Source organism: Streptomyces litmocidini (assembly GCF_014649755.1).
GTDB lineage: Bacteria > Actinomycetota > Actinomycetes > Streptomycetales > Streptomycetaceae > Streptomyces > Streptomyces litmocidini.
In genome coordinates, this window is the sequence record NZ_BMTQ01000004.1 from 490,029 (window position 1) to 511,427 (window position 21,399).

General features: G+C 74.0%; 16 protein-coding genes. 10 read left to right on the top strand and 6 right to left on the bottom strand.

Annotated elements, in window-relative coordinates:
* Nucleotides 1–213: 213 nt before the first annotated feature.
* Nucleotides 214–3,936 (bottom strand): ABC transporter ATP-binding protein, encoded by a 3,723-nt coding sequence (locus IE180_RS11795; RefSeq protein WP_190156754.1) that lies wholly within the window; start codon nt 3,934–3,936, stop codon nt 214–216.
* Between the two features lie 149 nt (nt 3,937–4,085).
* Between IE180_RS11795 and IE180_RS11800 the strand changes: the two genes are divergently transcribed.
* Nucleotides 4,086–4,457 carry a hypothetical protein gene (locus IE180_RS11800; RefSeq protein ID WP_190156755.1) on the top strand — a complete coding sequence of 124 codons (372 nt, stop codon included), beginning with the start codon at nt 4,086–4,088 and terminating at the stop codon, nt 4,455–4,457.
* A 129-nt stretch (nt 4,458–4,586) separates the two neighbouring features.
* Here the strand turns inward: IE180_RS11800 and IE180_RS11805 are convergent, their stop codons facing one another.
* Entirely contained in the window at nt 4,587–6,269 is a 1,683-nt protein-coding gene (locus tag IE180_RS11805; protein ID WP_190156756.1) for a thiamine pyrophosphate-binding protein, read from the bottom strand.
* 130 nt (nt 6,270–6,399) lie between these two features.
* The gene (speB, locus tag IE180_RS11810) at nt 6,400–7,377 is read right to left on the bottom strand and encodes an agmatinase (protein WP_041129339.1); all 978 of its coding nucleotides are present in this window, start codon (nt 7,375–7,377) and stop codon (nt 6,400–6,402) included.
* Nucleotides 7,378–7,492: 115 nt separating this feature from the next.
* Between speB and IE180_RS11815 the strand changes: the two genes are divergently transcribed.
* Nucleotides 7,493–9,061: a PucR family transcriptional regulator gene (locus IE180_RS11815; protein WP_229860436.1), complete on the top strand. Its 1,569-nt coding sequence runs from the start codon at nt 7,493–7,495 to the stop codon at nt 9,059–9,061.
* A gap of 3 nt (nt 9,062–9,064) precedes the next feature.
* On the opposite strand, the gene IE180_RS11820 is transcribed toward IE180_RS11815, so the two are convergent.
* On the bottom strand, nt 9,065–9,670 hold the full coding sequence (locus IE180_RS11820) for a hypothetical protein (protein ID WP_190156757.1): 606 nt from the start codon (nt 9,668–9,670) through the stop codon (nt 9,065–9,067).
* Between the two features lie 161 nt (nt 9,671–9,831).
* Here IE180_RS11820 and IE180_RS11825 point away from each other — a divergent pair, with 161 nt between their 5' ends.
* The 4 genes from IE180_RS11825 to IE180_RS11840 all read left to right on the top strand — a co-directional run bounded on the left by IE180_RS11825 (nt 9,832) and on the right by IE180_RS11840 (nt 14,096).
* The gene (locus tag IE180_RS11825) at nt 9,832–11,031 is read left to right on the top strand and encodes a helix-turn-helix domain-containing protein (protein WP_190156758.1); all 1,200 of its coding nucleotides are present in this window, start codon (nt 9,832–9,834) and stop codon (nt 11,029–11,031) included.
* Nucleotides 11,032–11,102: 71 nt separating this feature from the next.
* On the top strand, nt 11,103–12,260 hold the full coding sequence (locus tag IE180_RS11830) for an acyl-CoA dehydrogenase family protein (protein WP_190156759.1): 1,158 nt from the start codon (nt 11,103–11,105) through the stop codon (nt 12,258–12,260).
* Nucleotides 12,261–13,130: an acyl-CoA thioesterase gene (locus IE180_RS11835; RefSeq protein WP_190156760.1), complete on the top strand. Its 870-nt coding sequence runs from the start codon at nt 12,261–12,263 to the stop codon at nt 13,128–13,130.
* Nucleotides 13,131–13,151: 21 nt separating this feature from the next.
* Complete coding sequence (locus tag IE180_RS11840) at nt 13,152–14,096, top strand: cation diffusion facilitator family transporter (protein WP_190156761.1); 945 nt, start codon at nt 13,152–13,154, stop codon at nt 14,094–14,096.
* A gap of 13 nt (nt 14,097–14,109) precedes the next feature.
* On the opposite strand, the gene IE180_RS11845 is transcribed toward IE180_RS11840, so the two are convergent.
* Nucleotides 14,110–14,886: a phosphatase gene (locus IE180_RS11845; RefSeq protein WP_190156762.1), complete on the bottom strand. Its 777-nt coding sequence runs from the start codon at nt 14,884–14,886 to the stop codon at nt 14,110–14,112.
* A 65-nt stretch (nt 14,887–14,951) separates the two neighbouring features.
* Nucleotides 14,952–15,539 carry an SACE_7040 family transcriptional regulator gene (locus IE180_RS11850; protein ID WP_190156763.1) on the bottom strand — a complete coding sequence of 196 codons (588 nt, stop codon included), beginning with the start codon at nt 15,537–15,539 and terminating at the stop codon, nt 14,952–14,954.
* Nucleotides 15,540–15,626: 87 nt separating this feature from the next.
* On the opposite strand from IE180_RS11850, the gene IE180_RS11855 reads away from it, so the two are divergent.
* Genes IE180_RS11855 through IE180_RS11870 form a run of 4 tightly spaced genes read left to right on the top strand, consistent with a single transcriptional unit; the run spans nt 15,627 to nt 21,350 of the window.
* On the top strand, nt 15,627–17,234 hold the full coding sequence (locus IE180_RS11855) for a carboxyl transferase domain-containing protein (RefSeq protein WP_190156764.1): 1,608 nt from the start codon (nt 15,627–15,629) through the stop codon (nt 17,232–17,234).
* A gap of 23 nt (nt 17,235–17,257) precedes the next feature.
* Complete coding sequence (locus IE180_RS11860) at nt 17,258–19,249, top strand: ATP-binding protein (RefSeq protein ID WP_190156765.1); 1,992 nt, start codon at nt 17,258–17,260, stop codon at nt 19,247–19,249.
* Nucleotides 19,246–20,181 carry a hydroxymethylglutaryl-CoA lyase gene (locus tag IE180_RS11865; RefSeq protein ID WP_190156766.1) on the top strand — a complete coding sequence of 312 codons (936 nt, stop codon included), beginning with the start codon at nt 19,246–19,248 and terminating at the stop codon, nt 20,179–20,181. Before IE180_RS11860 ends, IE180_RS11865 begins: the two co-directional genes overlap by 4 nt.
* An 8-nt stretch (nt 20,182–20,189) precedes the next feature.
* The gene (locus tag IE180_RS11870; protein WP_190156767.1) at nt 20,190–21,350 is read left to right on the top strand and encodes an acyl-CoA dehydrogenase family protein; all 1,161 of its coding nucleotides are present in this window, start codon (nt 20,190–20,192) and stop codon (nt 21,348–21,350) included.
* The last annotated feature ends 49 nt before the right edge of the window (nt 21,351–21,399 follow it).

The following is a 21,399-nucleotide window of genomic DNA, read 5'->3' on the forward strand; positions in this document are numbered from 1 at the left end:
GCGGTCGCCGGGACGAAGGGGCCCGCCCGGACCGGGGACGGCTTCCGCAGACGCCGCCCGGCCGTCCCGGAGGCCGGGAACGGCGGGCGGGGCGGTGGCGCGGACGCGGGTCTCGAGGCGCGCGCCTCGTCCGGGTCCGTCGGACGGCGGTGGGGGATCCGCCGGGGGCCCACCCGGTGGGCCCCCGCATGCGGGCCCGTTCCCCGGTGGCGGTCAGACCCGCTCCGGCTCCGACTCCTCCGCCTCGCCGATGAAGGTGTTCCACAGCGTCGCGTACCGGCCGCCCAGGGCGAGGAGCTCGTCGTGGGTGCCGTCCTCGGCGACCCGGCCGTGGTCCATGACGACCACGCGGTCGGCACGGGCGGCCGTCGTCAGCCGGTGGGCGACGACGAGCGTCGTACGGCGGCCCGCGAGCCGGTCGGTGGCCTGGTTGACCTGGGCCTCGGTCGCCAGGTCCAGGGCCGCCGTGGCCTCGTCCAGCAGCAGGACGTCCGGGTCGACGAGCTCGGCGCGGGCCAGGGCGATCAGCTGGCGCTGCCCGGCGGAGAGGTTCCGGCCGCGCTCGGCGACCTCGTGGAGGTAGCCGCCGTCGAGCGTGGCGATCATGTCGTGCGCGCCGACCGCGCGGGCCGCCGCCTCGACCTCGGCGTCGGTCGCCTCGGGGCGGCCGTACGCGATGGCGTCGCGGACCGTCCCGGCGAAGAGGTACGCCTCCTGGGGGACGACGCCGAGCCGGTGGCGGTACGCGGTGAGGTCGAGGTCCCGCAGGTCGGTGCCGTCGGCGGTGACCCGGCCGCTCGTCGGGTCGTAGAACCGGGCGACCAGCTTGACCAGCGTGGACTTCCCGGCGCCGGTCTCGCCGACGAAGGCGACGGTCTGACCGGCGGGGATCCGCAGGTCGATCCCGGTCAGGGCCTCCTCCTCCGCGCCGTACGCGAAGGACACGTCCTCGAAGGCGATCTCGCCGCGCAGCGAGAGCACGTCCAGGGGCGCGTCGGCGGCGGCCGTCGACGTCGGCTCCTGGAGGAGTTCCTGCATCCGCTTCAGCGAGACGGCGGCCTGCTGGTAGCCGTCGAAGACCTGCGAGAGCTGCTGCACGGGGGCGAAGAAGAGGTCGATGTAGAGGAGGTAGGCGACGAGGGCGCCGGTGGTGAGGGTGCCCGCCTCGATGCGGTTCGCGCCGACGATCATGACGGCGGCGGCCGCGGCCGAGGACAGCAGGCTCACGAACGGGAAGTAGACCGAGATCAGCCACTGGCCCCGGACGCGCGCCCGGCGGTACTCGTCGCTGCGCTCCGCGAACCGGGCCGCGCCCGCCTGCTCGCGGCGGAAGGCCTGCACGATCCGCAGGCCGGAGACCGACTCCTGGAGGTCGGCGTTGACGACGCTGATCCGTTCGCGCGCCAGCTCGTACGCCTTCACGCTGGAGCGGCGGAAGTAGTACGTGGCGACGGCGAGGACCGGCAGGGTCGCGAAGACGACCAGGGCGAGCTGGAGGTCGAGCACGAGCAGCGCGACCATGATCCCGAAGAAGGTGACGACCGAGACGAAGGCGGTGACCAGGCCCGTCTGCAGGAACGTCGACAGGGCGTCGACGTCCGTGGTCATCCGGGTCATGATCCGGCCGGTGAGCTCGCGCTCGTAGTAGTCGAGGCCGAGCCGCTGGAGCTGGGCGAAGATCTTCAGGCGCAGCGCGTACAGGACCCGCTCGCCGGTGCGGCCGGTCATCCGGGTCTCGGCGGTCTGCGCGACCCACTGCACGAGGACGGTGACCAGGGCGAGCGCGGAGGCCGCCCAGACGGCGCCGATCGCGAGCCGGTTCACGCCCTCGTCGATGCCGTGCCGGATCAGGACCGGGAGGAGCAGGCCCGCGCCCGCGTCGAGGGCGACCAGGCCGAGGCTGATGAGCAGCGGGGCGCCGAAGCCGCGCAGCAGCCGGCGCAGCCCGTACGCGTCCTCGGGCGCCACGGCCCGGGCCTCGTCGATGTCGGGGGTGTCGGTGGCGGGCGGCAGGGCCTCGACGGCGGCGAGCAGCTCGGGGGTCGCCCCGGGCGCGGGGCTCTCGCGGCCGGTGGTCTCGTCCCGTACCCACAGGGCCGGGGTGATGCCCCGCTCGGCGTCGAACTCGGCGTCCAGCTCGGCCCGCAGCGTGCGGTCCTCGGGAAGCTCCTCCTGCGGCACGAGGTGGCCGGGCGAGACGGCGCCGAGCTCCTCGGGGTCGGTGAGGAGGCGGCGGAAGAGCGGGGAGCGCTCCTCCAGCTCGGCGTGGGTGCCGATGTCGGCGAGGCGGCCCTCGTCGAGGACGGCGATGCGGTCGGCGAGGCCGAGGGTGGAGCGGCGGTGGGCGATGAGCAGGGTGGTGCGGCCCGCCATCACCGACTTCAGGGCCTCGTGGATCTCGTGCTCGACCTTGGCGTCGACGGCGGAGGTGGCGTCGTCGAGGAGGAGCAGCCGGGGGTCGGTGAGGATCGCGCGGGCGAGTGCGACGCGCTGGCGCTGGCCGCCGGAGAGGGTGAGGCCGTGCTCGCCGACCTTGGTGTCGTAACCGTCCGGGAGCTCGGCGATGAAACGGTCCGCCTGGGCGGCGCGGGCGGCGGTCTCGATCTGCTCGCGGGTGGCGTCGGGGACGCCGTACGCGATGTTGGCGGCGACCGTGTCGGAGAAGAGGAAGGAGTCCTCGGGGACCAGGCCGATGGCGGCGCGCAGCGAGTCGAGGGTGAGCTCGCGGACGTCGTGGCCGCCGACGAGGACGGCGCCGTGGGCGACGTCGTAGAAGCGCGGCAGGAGGAGCGAGACGGTCGACTTGCCGGAGCCGGAGGCGCCGACGACGGCGACGGTCTCGCCGGGCCGGATCTCCAGGGAGAACCCGTCCAGTACGGGCCGGCCGTCTTCGTACGCGAAGGACACGTCGTCGAACTCGACGGTGGCGGGCGCGTCCGCCGGGAGCTCCTTGGTCCCGTCCTCGATCACCGGCTCGGTGTCGATGAGGTCGTAGACCCGCTCGACGCCGGCGCGGGCCTGCTGGCCGACGGTGAGGACCATGGCGAGCATGCGGACCGGGCCGACGAGGGAGGCCAGGTAGGAGGAGAAGGCGACGAAGGTGCCGAGGGTGATCTGGTGCCGGTAGGCGAGCCAGCCGCCGAGCGCGAGGACCGCGACCTGGCCGAGGGCGGGCACGGCCTGGAGGGCGGGGGTGTACTTGGCGTTCAGCCGGATCGTCCGCAGCCGGCCGGCGAAGAGCTTCCGCCCGGCCTCGCGGATCTTGCCGGTCTCCTGGTCCTCCTGGCCGAAGCCCTTCACGACCCGGACGCCGGTCACGGCCCCGTCGACGACGCCGGCGACGACGGCCGCCTGCTGCTGCGCGTGCCAGGTGGCGGGGTGGAGGCGGGTGCGGCTGCGCTTGGCGATCCACCAGAGGGCGGGGGCGACGGCGAGCGCGACGAGGGTGAGCGGGATCGACAGCCAGGCCATGACGGCCAGCGAGATGAGGAACAGCAGGACGTTCCCGACGGTCATCGGGAGCATGAAGAGCAGGCCCTGGATCAGCTGGAGGTCGCTGGTGGCCCGCCCCACGACCTGCCCGGTGGACAGCTCGTCCTGCCGCCGCCCGTCGAGCCGGGTGACCGTGCCGTACATGTCGGTCCGCAGGTCGTGCTGGACGTCGAGGGCGAGGCGTCCGCCGTAGTAGCGGCGGACGTAGGTGAGGAGGTAGACGAGGGCGGCGGCGGCGATGAGCAGCCCCGTCCAGACGCCGAGGCTCCGGGTCCTCGTCCCGATGACGTCGTCGATGATCACCTTGGTGATGAGCGGCACGAGGGCGAGCAGGGCCATGCCCGCGAGTGAGGATCCCAGGGCGAGCAGCGTGTTCGCCTTGTACCGCCACGCGTATCCGGCCAGCCTGCGCGCCCAGCCCCGCTGTTTCTCCCCGACCGCCACGAGGGCCTCCCGTTCGTCCTGTTCTACCGGAAGGCCCAACACGGCCGACGTGCCATTTCATCCCGCCGCAACAATCGCCGCCGGAGCGGGTAGGAGTCCCCGGGGCCGCCGGACGGGCGGCTCCGTGGGCGGAGGGGAAGGGGAGGTCCGTGGGAAAGGCCGAGGAGGACAGGCCGTACCGGTGGGGGCGGCTGTACGCGGCGCTGCGGGCGGTGCACGGGTTCGCGGCGGCCGGGCGGGTGACGCCGGCGACGGACCGTGAGCTGGAGGACACGGCCAGCAGGCCCCGGACGGTCTTCCGGGGCTTCCTGCGGAACGCGGGCCTCGACGTGCTGGCGGCCCGGGAACGGGGCGGGGCCGTCGCCGAGGCCGCGGCGACGGCCTTCGCCGACGTGGCGCGGCTGATCCCCCCGCGGCGCATGGAGGGCGACCAGATCACCCCGCGGGCGGAGCGGTTCCGCCAGGGGTACGAGGCGCAGCTCGCCGAGTACCGGAAGGCCTGGGAGGGGCTCGTCGACTGAGCGACCCGCCCGCCCGGCCCCCCACGGGCCTGGCGGGCGGGAGGCGCTCCGCCCCGCGGCGGGCGGGGTCACTCGCTCCACGACGGGCGGGTCGCCGGGCCCCACGACCGGGCGGGCCGCCCGCCCCCGTCACAGGTGCGTCGGCTCGAACATCCTCAGGAGGGCCGGGAGGACCACCACCGACGGGCCCGGGGCGGCGAGGGCCTTCGCGAGGTCCGTCGCCAGGGTCTCCGGGGTCGTCAGGGTGGCGGGGACGCCGAAGGACTCGGACAGGGCGACGAAGTCCGGGCGGGTGAGCTCGGTGGCCGTGGCCTCGCCGAACGCGCCCGTCATGTACTCCCGCAGGATCCCGTAGCCGCCGTCGTCGACGATCAGCCAGGTCACGTCGAGGCCGTACTGCTTCGCCGTCGCCAGCTCCGCGATCGAGTACATCGCGCCGCCGTCGCCGGAGACCGCGAGGACCGGCTGGGACGGGTCGGCGACGGCCGCGCCGAGGGCGGCGGGGAAGCCGTAGCCGAGGCCGCCCGCGCCCTGGGCGGAGTGCATCGTGTTCGGGTGCCGCGCGTCGAAGGCCGACCACGCCCAGTACGCCAGGATCGTCATGTCCCAGAAGCTCGGGGCCCGGTCCGGGAGCGCCTCCCGGACCGCCGCGACGATCCGCTGCTCCAGACCGAGGTCCTGCGCGGCGATCCGGTCCCGCACCTTGCCGAGGACGGCCGAGACCCGCTCGGGGGCGGCCGGGTCGGTGCGCTCCCCGACCGTCTCCAGGAGCGCCTGGAGCGCGAGGCGGGCGTCCGCGTGGATGCCGAGCGCCGGGTGGTTGGACTCCAGCTTGCCCGCGTCGGCCTCGATCTGGATCACCCGGCCGCGCGGGGCGAACGTGTGGTAGTTCGAGGACAGCTCGCCGAGGCCCGAGCCGACGACGAGGAGGACGTCGGCGTCCTCCAGGAAGTCCGTGGTGTGCCGGTCCTCCAGCCAGGACTGGAGCGACAGCGGGTGCTCCCACGGGAAGGCGCCCTTGCCGCCGAAGGTGGTGACGACGGGGACGTCGAGCTTCTCGGCGAGCGCGAGGAGCTTGCCGGAGGCGTCGGAGCGGACGACCCCGCCGCCCGCGATGATCGCGGGCCGCTCGGCGTTCTCCAGGAGGTGCGCGGCGACCGCCGTCAGCTCGGGGCGCGGGGCGACCTCCTCGGGCGTCGCGTCCATGGCGGTGACCACCGGCAGGCCCGTCCCGGCGAGGAGCACGTCCTGCGGGATCTCCACCCAGACCGGCCCGTGCGGGGCGGTGAGCGCCGATTCCCAGGCCGCCGCGATCGCGGAGGGGATCTGGGACTGCGTGCGGACCGTGTGGACGGACTTCACGACGTCCCGGAAGGAGGCCTGCTGGTCGCGGAGCTCGTGGAGGTAGCCGTGCCGGCCGCCGCCGAGCCCGGCCGCCGGGATCTGGCTGCCGATGGCGAGGACGGGGGCGGAGGCGGCGGCCGCCTCCTGGAGCGCGGCGAGCGACATGAGGGCGCCGGGTCCGGTGGAGAGGAGGAGGGGTGCCGCCTCGCCGGTGATCCGGCCGTACGCGTCGGCGGCGAAGCCGGCGTTGTTCTCGACGCGGAGGCCGACGTAGCGGAGGTCGGAGCGGCGCAGGGCGTCGAACATGCCGAGGGCGTGCTGGCCGGGGAGTCCGAAGACGGTGGTGGCGCCGAGGCCGGTGAGGGTCTCGACGACGAGGTCGCCGCCGTTCCGCCCCTCGGGCGGGTTGAGGGCGGCTTCCGTCTGGGCCGCGGTCGGACGCAGCACGAGGTCGTGGTCGTGGGTCATGGGATCCCTTGGCTCGGTGGTCGGATGCGGCCCGGTGGGCGGGTTGTGCCCACCCGTTCCGCCCCGCGGAACGCACGCCCACAACCCGGGCGGCGCGGGTCGGGCACCGCCCGGCCCGCGCCCGCGGAGGTTACTTCGCGTCGCGCGCCGCCGCGATCTGGCGGGACATGATCGTCGTCAGTTCGTACGCCGTGTGGGAGGCGGCGACCGCGGTGATCTCGGCGTGGTCGTAGGCCGGGGCGACCTCGACGACGTCGGCGGAGACCAGGTTGCAGGAGGAGAGGCCGCGGAGGATCTCCAGGAGCTCGCGGGAGGTCATGCCGCCGGCCTCGGGGGTGCCGGTGCCGGGGGCGTGGGCCGGGTCGAGGCAGTCGATGTCGATGGAGATGTACAGCGGGCGGTCGCCGATGCGCTGGCGCAGCTGGTCGGCGACCTCGTCGGCGCCGCGGCGGTAGACGTCGGAGGAGGTGACGATGCCGAAGCCGAGCTTCTCGTCGTCGGTGAGGTCCTGCTTGCCGTAGAGCGGGCCGCGGGTGCCGACGTGGGAGAGGGCGGAGGTGTCGAGGATGCCCTCCTCGACGGCGCGGCGGAACGGGGTGCCGTGCGTGTACTCGGCGCCGAAGTAGGTGTCCCAGGTGTCGAGGTGCGCGTCGAAGTGGAGCAGGGCGACGGGGCCGTGCTTCTTGGCGACGGAGCGGAGCAGCGGCAGGGCGATGGTGTGGTCGCCGCCGAGGGTCATCATGCGGGCGCCGGTGCCGAGGAGGTCGTCGGCGGCGGCCTCGATGGTCTCGACGGCCTCGTTGATGTTGAACGGGTTGGCGGCGATGTCGCCGGCGTCCGCGACCTGGGCGAGGGCGAAGGGGGAGGCGTCCTGCGCCGGGTTGTAGGGGCGGAGGAGGCGGGAGGCCTCGCGGATGGCGTTGCCGCCGAAGCGGGCGCCGGGGCGGTAGGAGACGCCGGTGTCGAAGGGGACGCCGACCACGGCGACGTCGGCGGTGCCGACCTCGTCGAGGCGCGGCAGACGGGCGAACGTCGCGGGACCGGCGTACCGCGGGATGCGGGACGAGTCGATCGGGCCGCGGAAGGCGTTCTGGTCGCTGCTGCTCATGGTCGGGGTCCTCCTGGGGGTGAACGGGTGATCGGTGTCGACGGTAGGTCGTCCGCGCCCCCCGCTGAAGTGTACGTTTCCTCCACTCCTGACACCGATGATGTACGAAGGAACCATGAGCAGCATGTCCGCCCCGGAGCCCGGCTCCGCTCCCCCGGCGCCGCCGGTGCCGCTCGCCGCGCTGCTCGCCCGCCCCGACCTGGGCCTGCGGCTGCTCTCCGGGCCCGAGGACGTCCCGCTGCACTGGGTGCACACCTCGGAGATGGCCGACCCCTGTCCGTACCTGCTCGGCGGCGAGCTGCTCATGACGGCGGGCGTGCAGCTCACCGATCCGGCGCACTACGTCGGCCGGGTCGTGGAGGCGGGGGCCGCGGCGCTCGCCTTCGGGGTGACCCCGGTGTGGGACACGGTGCCGCCGGAGCTCGTCGCCGCGTGCGGGCGGCACGGCCTGCCGCTCGTGGAGGTCCCGCCCCGGACCCCGTTCACGGCGGTGGCACGGGCGCTGTGGCGGCTGATGGCGGAGGCCCGGCTGCACGAGCTGCGCCGGGTGACCGAGGCCCAGCAGTCGCTGGCGGCGGCCGCGGCCCGGCCGGCCCCGGTCCCGGCGGTGCTCGGCGCGCTCGCCTCCCGGCTCGGGGGGCGGGCGGTGCTGTTCGGCGTGGACGGCACGGAGTCGGCGGCGGCGGGCCGGGAGGTCCCGGTGGAGGCGGCGCGGGCGCTGCGGGACCTGGCGGGAGTGCTCGGGCCGCGCCCGGGCGGGCCGGCCTCGGCGAGCGGGGACGGCGGGGGGCTGCGGCTCGCCGCGTACGCCCTGGGCGGCGGGGACGGCCTGACCCTGGGGGTGGCGACGGAGCGGCGCGGCCCCGGCGACCACACGATCGCGGGCGTGGCGGTGGTCCTGCTCTCGCTGCTCACGGCCCCGCACCGGGGCGCGGACGTGACCGTACGGGACGGGGCCCTGGTCCGGCTGCTGCTCGGTGTGGCCCCGGCGGAGGTCGCGGGCGCCCTGGGGCCGGGCCCCTGGACGGTGGTCCACGCGCGGGGCGGCGACGGCACGCCGTTCGCGGCGGCGAGCCTGGCGGCGGCGCTGGGGACACCGCTGATGGACGCGGGCACGGGAGCGGGAGCGGAGGACGCCACGGGCACGGGCGCGGAAGGCACCGCGAGCGCGGGCGCGGAAGGCGCCACGGACACGGGCGCGGCAGGCGCCACGGCCTCGGGGCCGGGCGTTCCCGGCCGCGCGCGCCCCGGCACCGTGCGGCTCCTGCTCCCCTCCTCGACCGCCGTCACCGCCCAGCAGGGCTGGACGCTCGGGGCGAGCGCCCCCGTGGCGGCCTCGGAGCTGGCGGCCGGGGACGCGCAGGCGGCGCGGGCGCTGCGCAGGGCGGAGGCCTCCCGGGCGGCGCTCGTCCGGCACCGTGCCCACGGCTTCGCCGCGCTCGTGGACCGCGACGAGGCCGCGGCGTACGCCCGGGAGGTACTGGCCCCGCTCACCGGGCCCCTCACCGAGACCCTCCGGGTCTGGCTCTCCCTCCACGGCAGCTGGGACCGGACGGCGGTGGCCCTGGAGATCCACCGGAACACCGTCCGCCAGCGCATCGCCCGCTGCGCGACGCTGCTCGACCGGGACCTGGACGATCCGGACGTGCGGATGGAGCTGTGGTTCGCGCTCCGCGCCCCGTGACGCTCACCAGAGCTTGTTCACCGCCGTCTTCGCCGTCGTGCGGAAGGCGGCCAGCGGCGCGTCCTTCAGGTCGCCCGTCTGTCCCCACCGCACATAGGTGACGGTCCGGCCGTCGCGGCCCACGGCGAAGAGGTGGACGTCGGTGGTGCCGATCTGCGGGTCGGCGGTGTCCAGGCTGTAGACCCAGGCGCCCTCCTCCACGGAGATCTTGCCGTGGGAGGCGCTGACGGCGTGCAGGCCCGGGTTCTGTCGCTCCAGGAGGGTCCCGCAGCCGGCGAGGGCCTTGCGGAGGGTGTCGACCAGCTTCGCCGCGTCGGCCTCGGTGCGGGCGACGGTGGTGATCTGGACGCCGTTGGTGTCGAGCTCGGTGGTGAACTCGCGGTAGCGGGAGTTCTGCGCCGGGATCTTGTACGGGGCGCAGAGGGCGCCGCCGTTCTCCGGGACGCCGGTGAAGACCCGGGTGGCGGTCCACGGCGTCGACGACGACGGCATCTGGGCGGCGGAGAGGAAGGCGGGCCGGGCGGCGGCCTGCGCCGGGGCCGCGGCGAGGGCCGCGAGGCCCAGGGCGGCAGCGGCGGCGGTGGCGAGCGCGGTGCGGAGCTCGTTCATGGTGGTGGATCCCCCGTCGGGTCGTTCGGTCAGTGCTCCACCAGCGTCGGGCCCCCGCCCGCCCCGGACAACGGCGACGCGCCCTCCACCCGTCCCGGAACCATTCCACCCCCTCTGACGTGGGAGAACGCAAGAGGGGTGGAACAAGCGGGGGTGGGCGGATGGGTGCGGTCGAGGAGTTCGCGGCGCGGGTGCGCGCGCTGAAGGAACGGGACGGACGGAGTTACGAGGCACTGGGGCGGCGCCTGGGCGTCAGCGCCTCCACGCTGCACCGTTACGGCTCCGGAGCCGCCGTCCCGGAGTCCTTCGCGGTGGTGGAGCGCCTGGGCCGGTTGTGCGGGGCCGGCGCGGACGAGACGCGGGAGCTGGAGGAGCACTGGCGGCGCGCGGACCGCGTCCGCAGGCCCCCGGCCCGGGACGCCGGCCCGGGACGCCGGGCGACACCGGGCGCCGCACCGTCAGCACCGTCCACACCAACCCCACCGGCCTCACCGGCCCCATCGGCCCCACCGGCCCCACCGGCCCCACCGGCGGCCCAGGACGTCGCACCGGCCGGGCCCGAGCCCGTCGCGGTCGCCGCCGCGCGGCCCCGCCGCAAGTCCTGGCTCGTGGGCGGCGCCGTCCTCGCCGTCGTGGCCTTCGCGCTCGGGAGCGTCCTGCTGCCCGGGCGCGGACGGGAGCCGCAGCAGCGCGCGAAGCCGGAGACGGCGCTCCCGTTCACGTACACCGTCTCCTCCCACCTCTGGGAGAACGGCTGCGGCCACACCTATCTCGCCGACCGGCCCCCCGCGCGGGTCCCCGCTCCTCCGGTGCCCGTCGACGCCGGCCGGTGGGCCGGGGCGCTCGGGGCCGTGGACGGCGGGCAGACGCTCGTGCGGCTCTCGGTCCAGGGGAAGGGGGCCTCCGCCGTCGTCCTCCAGGGGCTGCACGTGCGGGTGGTGGGCCGGGCGGGGCCGCTGCCCTGGTCGGCGTACCGCATGGACGAGGGGTGCGGCGGGGCCGTCACCCCCCGCCACTTCGCCGTGGACCTCGACGCGCCGCGCCCGCTCGCGCGGCCGGTCGACGGGTACGACGCCTCGGGGGAGGAGGGGAGGGAGGTCCCGGCCGTGAGGTTCCCGTACGCCGTCACCGCGGCCGAGCCCGAGGAGCTGCTGGTCTCCGCCCGCGCGGCCCACTGCGACTGCCGCTGGTACCTGGAGCTGGAGTGGAGCTCGGAAGGACGGAGCGGTGTGGCGAGGATCGCGGACCCGGGCGGGGCGGCCTTCCGTACGAGCGGACGGGCGAAGGGGGGCCCGGTCCACGCCTACGACCCGTCGAAGGGGCTCTGGATCACAGGCACGGAGTCTGGACAGGGCGGGTGACCGCTGGGTAACTTCGAACGGAACAGACTGAGCAAGCGCTTAGACAATCGGCAGCGACAAGGAGGCGGCTCGTGCGCCGTACCGTATTCAACGAGGACCACGAGGCGTTCCGGGAGACTATCCGCGCCTTCATCGAGGCCGAGGTCGTCCCCGTCTACGACGAGTGGTTCGCCGCGGGCCAGGCGCCGCGCGAGTTCTACGACAAGCTCGGCGAGCTGGGCATCTTCGGCATCAACGTGCCCGAGGAGTTCGGCGGCGCGGGCCTGGACACCCACAAGTTCGAGGCCGTCCTGTACGAGGAGACCGCGCGCGCGGGCGTCCAGTTCGGCGGCTCCGGCGTCCACGTGCTGCTCGCCCTGCCGTACATCAAGATGCTCGCCACCGACGAGCAGAAGAAGCGCTTCCTGCCGAAGTTCGTCACCGGCGAGGAGATGTGGGCGCTCGCCATGACGGAGCCGGGCACCGGCTCCGACGTCGCGGGCATGAAGACCACCGCCAAGCTCTCCGAGGACGGCACCCACTACGTCCTCAACGGCGCCAAGACCTTCATCACCGGTGGCGTCCACGCCGACCGCGTGATCGTGTGCGCCCGCACCTCCGCCCCCTCGGCCGAGGACCGCCGCTTCGGCATCTCCCTCTTCGCCGTCGACACCAAGTCCGAGGGCTACTCCATCGGCCGCAAGCTGGACAAGCTCGGCCTGCGCACCTCCGACACCGCCGAGCTGGCCTTCGTCGACGTCAAGGTGCCCGCCGAGGACCTGCTCGGCGAGGAGGGCAAGGGCTTCTCCTACCTCGGCCACAACCTGGCCTCCGAGCGCTGGGGCATCGCCTTCGGCGCCTACGCCCAGGCCAAGGCCGCCGTCCGCTTCGCCCAGCAGTACGTCACGGACCGCACGGTCTTCGGCAAGCCGGTCGCCTCCTTCCAGAACACCAAGTTCGAGCTGGCCGCCTGCCAGGCCGAGGTCGACGCCGCCGAGGCCGTCGCCGACCGCGCCCTGGAGGCCCTGGACGCGGGCGAGCTCTCCCCGGCCGAGGCCGCGAGCGCCAAGCTGTTCTGCACCGAGGTCGCGCACCGCGTCATCGACCGCTGCCTCCAGCTGCACGGCGGCTACGGCTACATGAACGAGTACCCGATCGCCCGCCTGTACGCCGACAACCGCGTCAACCGCATCTACGGCGGCACCAGCGAGATCATGAAGTCGATCATCGCCAAGTCGATGGGTCTCTGAGTGCCCGAAGCACACACCGCGCTGGACGACCTGCTCGATCTGCTCGACCTGGAGCGGATCGAGCGGGACATCTTCCGGGGGCAGTCCCGGTCCGCGCTCGTCCCCCGCGTCTTCGGCGGCCAGGTGGCCGCCCAGGCGCTGGTGGCGGCGGGCCGGACCGTGCCCGAGGACCGGCTCGCGCACTCGCTCCACGCGTACTTCCTGCGCCCCGGCGACCCGGGCGCGCCGATCGTCTACACGGTCGACCGGATCCGCGACGGACGCTCCTTCACCACCCGGCGGGTCGTGGCCGTCCAGCACGGGCAGCCGATCTTCCACCTCTCCGCGTCCTTCCAGACGTACGAGGAGGGGCTCGACCACCAGGTGGAGATGCCGCCCGCCCCGGACCCGGAGTCCCTGCCGACGCCGGCCGAGATGCTCCCCCGCCACCTCCCCCGCGAGGTCGCGGACCGGCTGATCGAGGCGCGGGCGGCGGTCGACCTGCGGTACGTCGAGACGCCTCCGTGGGGGACGGTCGGGCAGCCGCGCGAACCGCGCTCCCAGGTGTGGTTCCGTACGAACGGCAAACTGGCCGACGACCCGCTGCTGCACGTCGTCCTCGCCACGTACGTCTCCGACATGACCCTGCTCGACTCGGTCCTCCTCGCCCACGGGCGGGGCGGCTGGGCCGTCGGCGACGTGGTCGGGGCGTCCCTGGACCACGCCATGTGGTTCCACCGGCCCTTCCGGGCCGACGAGTGGCTCCTGTACGACCAGGAGTCGCCGACCGCGTCCGGCGGGCGCGGCCTCGGCCAGGCCCGGATCCACACCCGGGACGGGCGGCTCGCGATCTCCGTCATCCAGGAGGGTGTGGTCCGCGTCCCGCGCTGACGACCGGGCATAAGTCCGACCATGGCGGAAATCACGGCGGACAGGCCGAAGAACGGTGAGAGCACCTTCACGGTGATCGTGGCGGCGGTGGCCAATCTCGGCATCGCCGCCGCCAAGGCCGTCGCGGGCCTCATCAGCGGATCCAGCGCGATGCTCTCCGAGGCGGCGCACTCGGTGGCCGACACGGTCACCGAGGTGCTGCTCCTGGCCGCGCTCAAGCGCAGCGAGAAACCGGCGGACGAGGACCATCCGTTGGGCTACGCGGGCGAGCGGTACGTGTGGGCACTGCTGGCCGCGGTCGCCACCTTCGTCGGCGGCGCGGTCTTCTCCGTGTACGACGGCGTCCACACCCTCACCCGCGGCGAGGACCTGGGCGACCCGGTCGCCTCGTACGTGGTGCTCGCCGTCGCCTTCGTCCTGGAGGGCTTCTCGCTGCGGACGGCGGTCCGCCAGGTCCGGGCCGAGGCGCGGCGCACCCGCACCCCCTTCACCCGCTACCTGCGGCGCACCCCGGACACGACCGTGAAGGCCGTCGTCATGGAGGACTCCGCGGCGCTGGCCGGCCTGCTGCTCGCGGCCGGCGGCCTGATCGGCGGCCAGCTCACCGGCTCGGGCGTCTGGGACGGCGTCGCCTCGATCCTCATCGGCGCGCTGCTGGTGTACGTGGCCTGGGTCCTGGGCCGTTCCAACGCGGAGCTCCTGATCGGCCGGGCACTCCCCCCGAGCCTGCGGGAGGCCGTGCACGAGGAGCTGCTCGCGGACGAGCACGTGATCGCGGTGGTCGACCTGACGACCCTGATCCAGGGTCCGGACGAGGCCCTGGTCGCCGCGAAGATCGACTTCCGGAACGGATCGACGGCCGAGGAGATCGAACAGGCCTGCGACCGCGCCGAGGCGCGGTTGCGCGAGCGGATCCCGGCCGTCCGCCGGGTGTACCTGGACCCCACCTCCCGCCAGGCGCGCTGACGGGCGGGGCGGGTCAGCCCGCGAGCCCCGCCGCGTTCAGCGTGTACGCCGTCAGGGGCTCGTAGAAGCGGGGGTCCAGGACGTGGTCGTCCAGGGGGATCGTGACCTGCATCGTGCCCTCCGCCTCGCCGATGAAGAGCGCGGGGTCGTTGCAGTCGGCGTAGCCGACGGAGTCGATCCCGCGCTGGCCGGCGCGCCCGGCCCAGCCGTGGTCGGCGATGACGAGGTCGGGGCGGCCGGGCTCCCCGAGCGCGTCGAGGATCGCGTTCATCGGCTCCGGGGAGTGGGTGTGCCACAGGCTCGCGCCGCGTTCGAAGACGGCGACGTCGGCGAACTGCACGACGTACCCCTCGTCGGCGACGAGACCGCCGGGGATGCGGACGATGTCGCAGCCCTGGGCGCGCAGCGCGGCCGCGACCCGGCTGTGGACGTCGATGAGGGAGCCGGGGTGCCCGGTCGCGAAGAGGACCCGCTCACGGCCCGCGGCGGCCTTGCGGAGCCGGGCGGCCATCCGGTCGAGGCCGTCGACGGTGAGCTCGGGGTCGATGGTGTCCTGGCCGACCCGGTGCGCCGGGTCGTCGACGACCCCGCACCGCTCGGCCATGACGGCGAGCACGTCCTGCTCGTCGGTCCAGCGGTCGCCGAGTTCGAGGCCGAGCCAGTAGTGCCGGTCGCCGTTGGCGAGCTTGCGGTAGTGGGAGAGGTTGTTGTCGCGCGGGGTGGCGACGTCTCCCGCGATCCGGGTGCGGACGAGGTGCTCGACGAGGGCGGGGCGGCTGAGTATCGGCATGGGGTTCATTCTGGCCGAGCCCCGGAGGCGAAGGGCACCCCGTTCCGCCCCGTGGACCGGAGGGACTACGCCCTCAGCGCCCCGAACGCCCCGTGCGCCAGCTTCCGCAGCAGGTCCTCCATCGGCCGGCGGCCGAGGGCCGCCAGGTGCGGGGTCGAGTTGAGCAGGCCGAAGACGGCGTGGACGGCCGTGCGGGACTCGGACTCCCCCGCGTCGGGGTACAGCTCGCGGACGACCGCGACCCACAGTTCGACGTACTGCCGCTGGAGCTGCCGCACCCGCTTGCGGTCCTCGTCCTTGAGCCGGTCGAGCTCGCGGTCGTGGAGGGTGATGAGCGGCCGGTCGTCCAGGGCGAAGTCGATGTGCCCGTCGATGAGGGAGGCGAGGAGCGCCCTGGGGTCGCCGTCCGATTCGGCGGTCCGCAGCCGGCCGCCGTCGAGGAGGCGCTCGCTGATGCCGACGAGCAGCTCGGCGAGCATCGCGTCCTTGCCCGGGAAGTGGCGGTAGAGCCCGGGGCCGCTGATGCCGACGGCGGCTCCTATCTCGTCCACGCCCACGCCGTGGAAACCGCGCTCGGCGAAGAGGCGGGCGGCCTCCTTGAGGATCTGCTCGCGGCGGGTGGGCGCGTCGATCCGCGTCGGGCTCGTGGTCATGCGATCAATTCTAGACAACCCCGTTAGCGGTCGTTAACCTGAGCGACATACGTTAACGCTCATTAACCGAGCAAGGGAGCTCGAGGGATGCAGCAGGCACCTGTGCTGACGAGCGCGGCGGATCCCGCGTCCGCGGCCTGGCAGGCCAACGAGGCGGCCCATCACGAGCTGGCGGCGACCCTGCGCGCCAAGCTCGCGGCGGCCGCCCTGGGCGGTGGTGAGAAGTCCAGGGCCCGGCACACCGCGCGCGGCAAGCTGCTGCCGCGGGACCGGGTGGACGCGCTGCTCGACCCGGGCTCGCCGTTCCTGGAGCTGGCCCCGCTCGCGGCGAACGGCATGTACGGCGACCAGGCCCCGGCGGCCGGCGTCATCGCGGGCATCGGCCGGGTCTCCGGGCGCGAGTGCGTGATCGTGGCGAACGACGCGACCGTCAAGGGCGGCACGTACTACCCGATGACGGTGAAGAAGCACCTGCGCGCCCAGGAGGTGGCACTGGAGAACCGTCTCCCCTGCCTCTACCTGGTCGACTCGGGCGGCGCCTTCCTGCCGATGCAGGACGAGGTCTTCCCGGACCGGGAGCACTTCGGCCGGATCTTCTTCAACCAGGCCCGGATGTCCGGCGCCGGCATCCCGCAGATCGCGGCGGTCATGGGCTCCTGCACGGCCGGCGGCGCGTACGTCCCGGCGATGAGCGACGAGGCCGTGATCGTACGGAACCAGGGCACGATCTTCCTGGGCGGTCCGCCGCTGGTGAAGGCCGCGACGGGCGAGGTCGTCACGGCGGAGGAGCTCGGCGGCGGCGAGGTCCACTCGCGGATCTCCGGCGTCACCGACCACCTCGCCGAGGACGACGCGCACGCGCTGCGCATCGTCCGGAACATCGTCGCCACGCTGCCCGAGCGGGGCCCGCTGCCCTGGAAGGTCGAGCCGGCCGAGGAGCCGAAGGTCGACCCGTACGGGCTGTACGGGGCGGTGCCGGTGGACTCCCGGACCCCCTACGACGTGCGCGAGGTGATCGCCCGGGTCGTGGACGGCTCCCGCTTCCAGGAGTTCAAGGCCGAGTACGGGCAGACGCTGGTCACCGGCTTCGCCCGGATCCACGGCCACCCGGTCGGCATCGTCGCCAACAACGGCATCCTGTTCGCCGAGTCGGCCCAGAAGGGCGCGCACTTCATCGAGCTGTGCGACCAGCGCGGGATCCCGCTCGTCTTCCTGCAGAACATCACCGGCTTCATGGTCGGCAAGGCCTACGAGCACGGCGGCATCGCGAAGCACGGCGCCAAGATGGTCACGGCCGTGGCCACCACCCGGGTGCCGAAGCTGACGGTCGTCGTCGGCGGTTCGTACGGCGCGGGCAACTACTCGATGTGCGGCCGGGCGTACTCCCCCCGCTTCCTGTGGATGTGGCCCAACGCCAAGATCTCGGTCATGGGCGGCGAGCAGGCCGCTTCCGTCCTCGCGACCGTCAAGCGCGACCAGCTCGGCGACGGGTGGAGCGCCGAGGAGGAAGAGGCCTTCAAGGCCCCGATCCGCGAGCAGTACGAGACGCAGGGCAGCGCCTACTACGCGACCGCCCGACTGTGGGACGACGGGGTCATCGACCCGCTGGAGACCCGGCAGGTCCTCGGCCTCGCCCTGACCGCCTGTGCCAACGCGCCCCTGGGTGACCCCCAGTTCGGCGTCTTCCGGATGTGAAGGGCTCCCAGAAGATGCAGAGCATGTTCGACACCGTCCTCGTGGCCAACCGGGGCGAGATCGCCGTCCGCGTCATCCGCACCCTGCGGGAGATGGGCGTGCGCTCGGTGGCCGTCCACAGCGACGCGGACGCCGAGGCCCGGCACGTGCGGGAGGCGGACACGGCGGTGCGGATCGGTCCGCCGCCGGCCGCCGAGTCGTACCTGTCCGTGCCGGCGCTGCTGGAGGCGGCCCGGCGGACCGGGGCGCAGGCCGTGCACCCCGGCTACGGGTTCCTGGCGGAGAACGCCGCCTTCGCGCAGGCCTGCGCGGACGCGGGTCTCGTCTTCATCGGCCCGTCCGCGACCGCGATCTCCCTCATGGGCGACAAGATCCGCGCCAAGGAGACCGTGAAGGCCGCGGGCGTGCCCGTGGTCCCCGGCGCGGCCGACCCCGAACTGGCCGAGGCCGCCCGCGAGCTGGGCGCGCCCGTCCTGCTCAAGCCCAGCGCGGGCGGCGGCGGCAAGGGCATGCGGCTGGTCCGCGACCTGTCGACGCTCGACGACGAGATCGCGGCGGCCCGGCGCGAGGCCCGTTCCTCCTTCGGCGACGACACGCTGCTCGTGGAGCGGTGGATCGACCGGCCCCGGCACATCGAGATCCAGGTGCTCGCGGACTCCCACGGGAACGTGATCCACCTCGGCGAGCGCGAGTGCTCGCTCCAGCGCCGCCACCAGAAGATCATCGAGGAGGCGCCGAGCGTCCTGCTCACCCCGGAGATCCGGGCGTCGATGGGCGCGGCGGCGGTCGAGGCGGCGCGTTCCTGCGGCTATGTGGGCGCGGGCACGGTCGAGTTCATCGTGCCGGGCGGCGACCCCTCCTCGTACTACTTCATGGAGATGAACACCCGCCTCCAGGTCGAGCACCCGGTGACCGAGCTGATCACCGGCATCGACCTGGTGGAGTGGCAGCTGCGGGTGGCGGCGGGCGAGCCGCTGCCGTTCGCCCAGGAGGACGTCCGCCTGGACGGCTGGGCGGTCGAGGCCCGGATCTGCGCGGAGGACCCCGCGCGCGGCTTCCTGCCGTCGGGCGGCACGGTGCTGGCGCTCCACGAGCCCCGGGGCGCGGGCGTACGGACCGACTCGGGCCTCTCCGAGGGCACGGAGGTCTCGTCCCTCTACGACCCGATGCTGTCGAAGGTCATCGTGCACGCGGCGGACCGTCCCACGGCCCTGCGGAAGCTGCGCGCCGCGCTCGGCGAACTGGTCACCCTGGGCGTGCCCACGAACGCGGGCTTCCTGCGCCGTCTCCTCGCCCACCCGGACGTCGTCTCGGGCGACCTGGACACGGGCCTGGTGGAGCGGGACGCGGAGTCGCTGGTCGACACGGGGGTCCCGGCGGAGGTGTACGCGGCGGCGGCACTGCTGCGCCACTTCCCGCCGGCCCCCGCCGCTTCCGGCTGGGCCGACCCCTTCGGCGGCCGTACGGGCTGGCGCCTGGGCGGCACCCCCGCCTGGACGGCGCTGGACTTCCGCGTCCCCGGCCACGAGCCGGTGACCGTCCGCCTGCGCGGCGGGGCACCGTCCGCCGAGCTCCTGCTCGGCGAGGGCGCGGAGGCCGTCTCCGCCGCCACCGTCGGCACGGTCACCGGATCCGAGCTGGTCGTGGCCGTCGACGGCGTCACCCACCGCTTCACCGTCGCCCCCTCCCCGGAGGGGCGCTGGCTCGGCCGGGACGGGGACTCCTGGCACGTCCTGGACCACGACCCCGTCGAGGCCGCGCTCTCCGGGGCCCGGCACGGGGGCGCCGACACGCTCGCCGCGCCGATGCCCGGGACCGTGACGGTCGTGAAGGTGGCCGTCGGGGACGAGGTGGAGGCCGGGCAGAGCCTGCTGGTGGTCGAGGCGATGAAGATGGAGCACGTCATCTCCGCCCCGCACGCCGGCACCGTCACCGAGCTGGACGTCACGCCCGGCACCACCGTCGCCATGGACCAGGTCCTGGCCGTGGTGACGCCCCGCGAGGAGGACGCATGAGCGCCGCACTGCCGATGACCGTGCCCGACCCGTCGCTGCCCGCCCGGGTGCGGATCCACGAGGTCGGGGCCCGGGACGGGCTGCAGAACGAGAAGACGGCCGTCCCGACCGGGGTGAAGGCCGAGTTCGTGCGGCGGCTCGCGGCCGCCGGCCTGACGACGATCGAGGCGACGAGCTTCGTGCACCCGAAGTGGGTGCCGCAGCTCGCCGACGCGGAGGAGCTGTTCCCGCTCGTCCGCGACCTCCCGGTCCGGCTGCCCGTCCTCGTGCCGAACGAGCGCGGTCTCGACCGCGCCCTCGCGCTGGGCGCCCGTGAGGTCGCCGTGTTCGCCTCGGCGACCGAGTCCTTCGCGAAGGCCAATCTGAACCGGACCGTGGACGAGGCGCTCGCGATGTTCGCGCCGACCGTCACCCGGGCCATAGAGGCCGGGCTGAAGGTGCGCGGCTACCTGTCGATGTGCTTCGGCGACCCCTGGGAGGGCGCCGTGCCGGTCGAGCAGGTGGTCAGGGTCACCAAGGCCCTCGCCGACATGGGCTGCGACGAGCTGAGCCTCGGGGACACCATCGGGGTCGCGACCCCGGGCCACGTCCGGGCGCTCCTGACGGCCCTGGACGAGGGCGGGGTGCCCACCTCCCGCATCGCCGTGCACTTCCACGACACGTACGGGCAGGCGCTGTCCAACACCCTGGCCGCCCTGCGGCACGGGGTGACCACCGTCGACGCCTCCGCCGGCGGCCTCGGCGGCTGCCCGTACGCGAAGAGCGCGACCGGAAACCTCGCCACCGAGGACCTCGTGTGGATGCTCGACGGCCTCGGCATCGAGACCGGGGTCGATCTGGCCGCCCTCACCGCCACGAGCGTGTGGATGGCCGAACAGCTGGGCCGGCCCAGCCCCTCCCGTACCGTCCGCGCCCTCTCCCACAAGGAGTGACGAAAGACATGTCCCTCGACCACCGGCTCACCGAAGAGCACGAGGAACTCCGCCGCACCGTCGAGGAGTTCGCCCACGACGTCGTGGCGCCGAAGATCGGCGACTACTACGAGCGGCACGAGTTCCCGTACGAGATCGTCCGCGAGATGGGCCGCATGGGCCTCTTCGGGCTGCCCTTCCCCGAGGAGTACGGCGGCATGGGCGGCGACTACCTGGCCCTCGGGATCGCCCTGGAGGAGCTGGCCCGGGTCGACTCCTCCGTGGCCATCACCCTGGAGGCGGGCGTCTCGCTCGGCGCCATGCCGGTCTTCCGCTTCGGCACGGAGGAGCAGAAGCGCGAGTGGCTGCCGAAGCTGTGCTCCGGCGAGGTGCTGGGCGCCTTCGGCCTCACCGAGCCCGGCGCGGGCAGCGACGCCGGCGGCACCCGCACCACCGCCGTCCGGGACGGCGACCACTGGGTCGTCAACGGTTCGAAGTGCTTCATCACCAACTCCGGCACGGACATCACGGGTCTGGTGACGGTCACGGCGGTCACCGGCCGCAAGCCCGACGGGCGTCCGCTGATCTCCTCGATCATCGTGCCGTCCGGCACCCCGGGCTTCACGGTCGCCGCCCCGTACTCGAAGGTCGGCTGGAACGCCTCGGACACCCGTGAGCTCTCCTTCGACGACGTCCGCGTCCCGGTGGAGAACCTCCTCGGCGAGGAGGGCCGCGGGTACGCGCAGTTCCTGCGGATCCTGGACGAGGGCCGGGTCGCGATCGCGGCGCTCGCGACGGGCCTCGCGCAGGGCTGTGTGGACGAGTCGGTGAAGTACGCGCACGAGCGGCACGCCTTCGGGTCGCCGATCAGCTCGTACCAGGCCGTCCAGTTCAAGATCGCCGACATGGAGATGAAGGCGCACATGGCCCGGATCGGCTGGCGGGACGCGGCCTCGCGGCTCGTGCTCGGCGAGCCGTTCAAGAAGGAGGCGGCGATCGCGAAGCTGTACTCCTCCACGGTGGCGGTGGACAACGCCCGCGAGGCGACCCAGATCCACGGCGGCTACGGCTTCATGAACGAGTACCCGGTGGCCCGGATGTGGCGCGACTCGAAGATCCTGGAGATCGGCGAGGGCACCAGCGAGGTCCAGCGGATGCTGATCGCCCGGGAGCTGGGTCTCCCGGCCTGACGGGAAGAACGGACAGAAGGGGCGCGCGGCTTCAGGCCGTGCGCCCCTT

Bases quoted from the DNA above. Each gene is read 5' to 3' on its own strand.
- IE180_RS11805 (WP_190156756.1), bottom strand. From the start codon at position 6,269: ATGACCCACGACCACGACCTCGTGCTGCGTCCGACCGCGGCCCAGACG.
- speB (WP_041129339.1), bottom strand. From the start codon at position 7,377: ATGAGCAGCAGCGACCAGAACGCCTTCCGCGGCCCGATCGACTCGTCC.
- IE180_RS11815 (WP_229860436.1), top strand. From the start codon at position 7,493: ATGAGCAGCATGTCCGCCCCGGAGCCCGGCTCCGCTCCCCCGGCGCCG.
- IE180_RS11820 (WP_190156757.1), bottom strand. From the start codon at position 9,670: ATGAACGAGCTCCGCACCGCGCTCGCCACCGCCGCCGCTGCCGCCCTG.
- IE180_RS11825 (WP_190156758.1), top strand. From the start codon at position 9,832: ATGGGTGCGGTCGAGGAGTTCGCGGCGCGGGTGCGCGCGCTGAAGGAA.
- IE180_RS11840 (WP_190156761.1), top strand. From the start codon at position 13,152: ATGGCGGAAATCACGGCGGACAGGCCGAAGAACGGTGAGAGCACCTTC.
- IE180_RS11845 (WP_190156762.1), bottom strand. From the start codon at position 14,886: ATGCCGATACTCAGCCGCCCCGCCCTCGTCGAGCACCTCGTCCGCACC.
- IE180_RS11850 (WP_190156763.1), bottom strand. From the start codon at position 15,539: ATGACCACGAGCCCGACGCGGATCGACGCGCCCACCCGCCGCGAGCAG.
- IE180_RS11855 (WP_190156764.1), top strand. From the start codon at position 15,627: ATGCAGCAGGCACCTGTGCTGACGAGCGCGGCGGATCCCGCGTCCGCG.
- IE180_RS11860 (WP_190156765.1), top strand. From the start codon at position 17,258: ATGTTCGACACCGTCCTCGTGGCCAACCGGGGCGAGATCGCCGTCCGC.
- IE180_RS11865 (WP_190156766.1), top strand. From the start codon at position 19,246: ATGAGCGCCGCACTGCCGATGACCGTGCCCGACCCGTCGCTGCCCGCC.
- IE180_RS11870 (WP_190156767.1), top strand. From the start codon at position 20,190: ATGTCCCTCGACCACCGGCTCACCGAAGAGCACGAGGAACTCCGCCGC.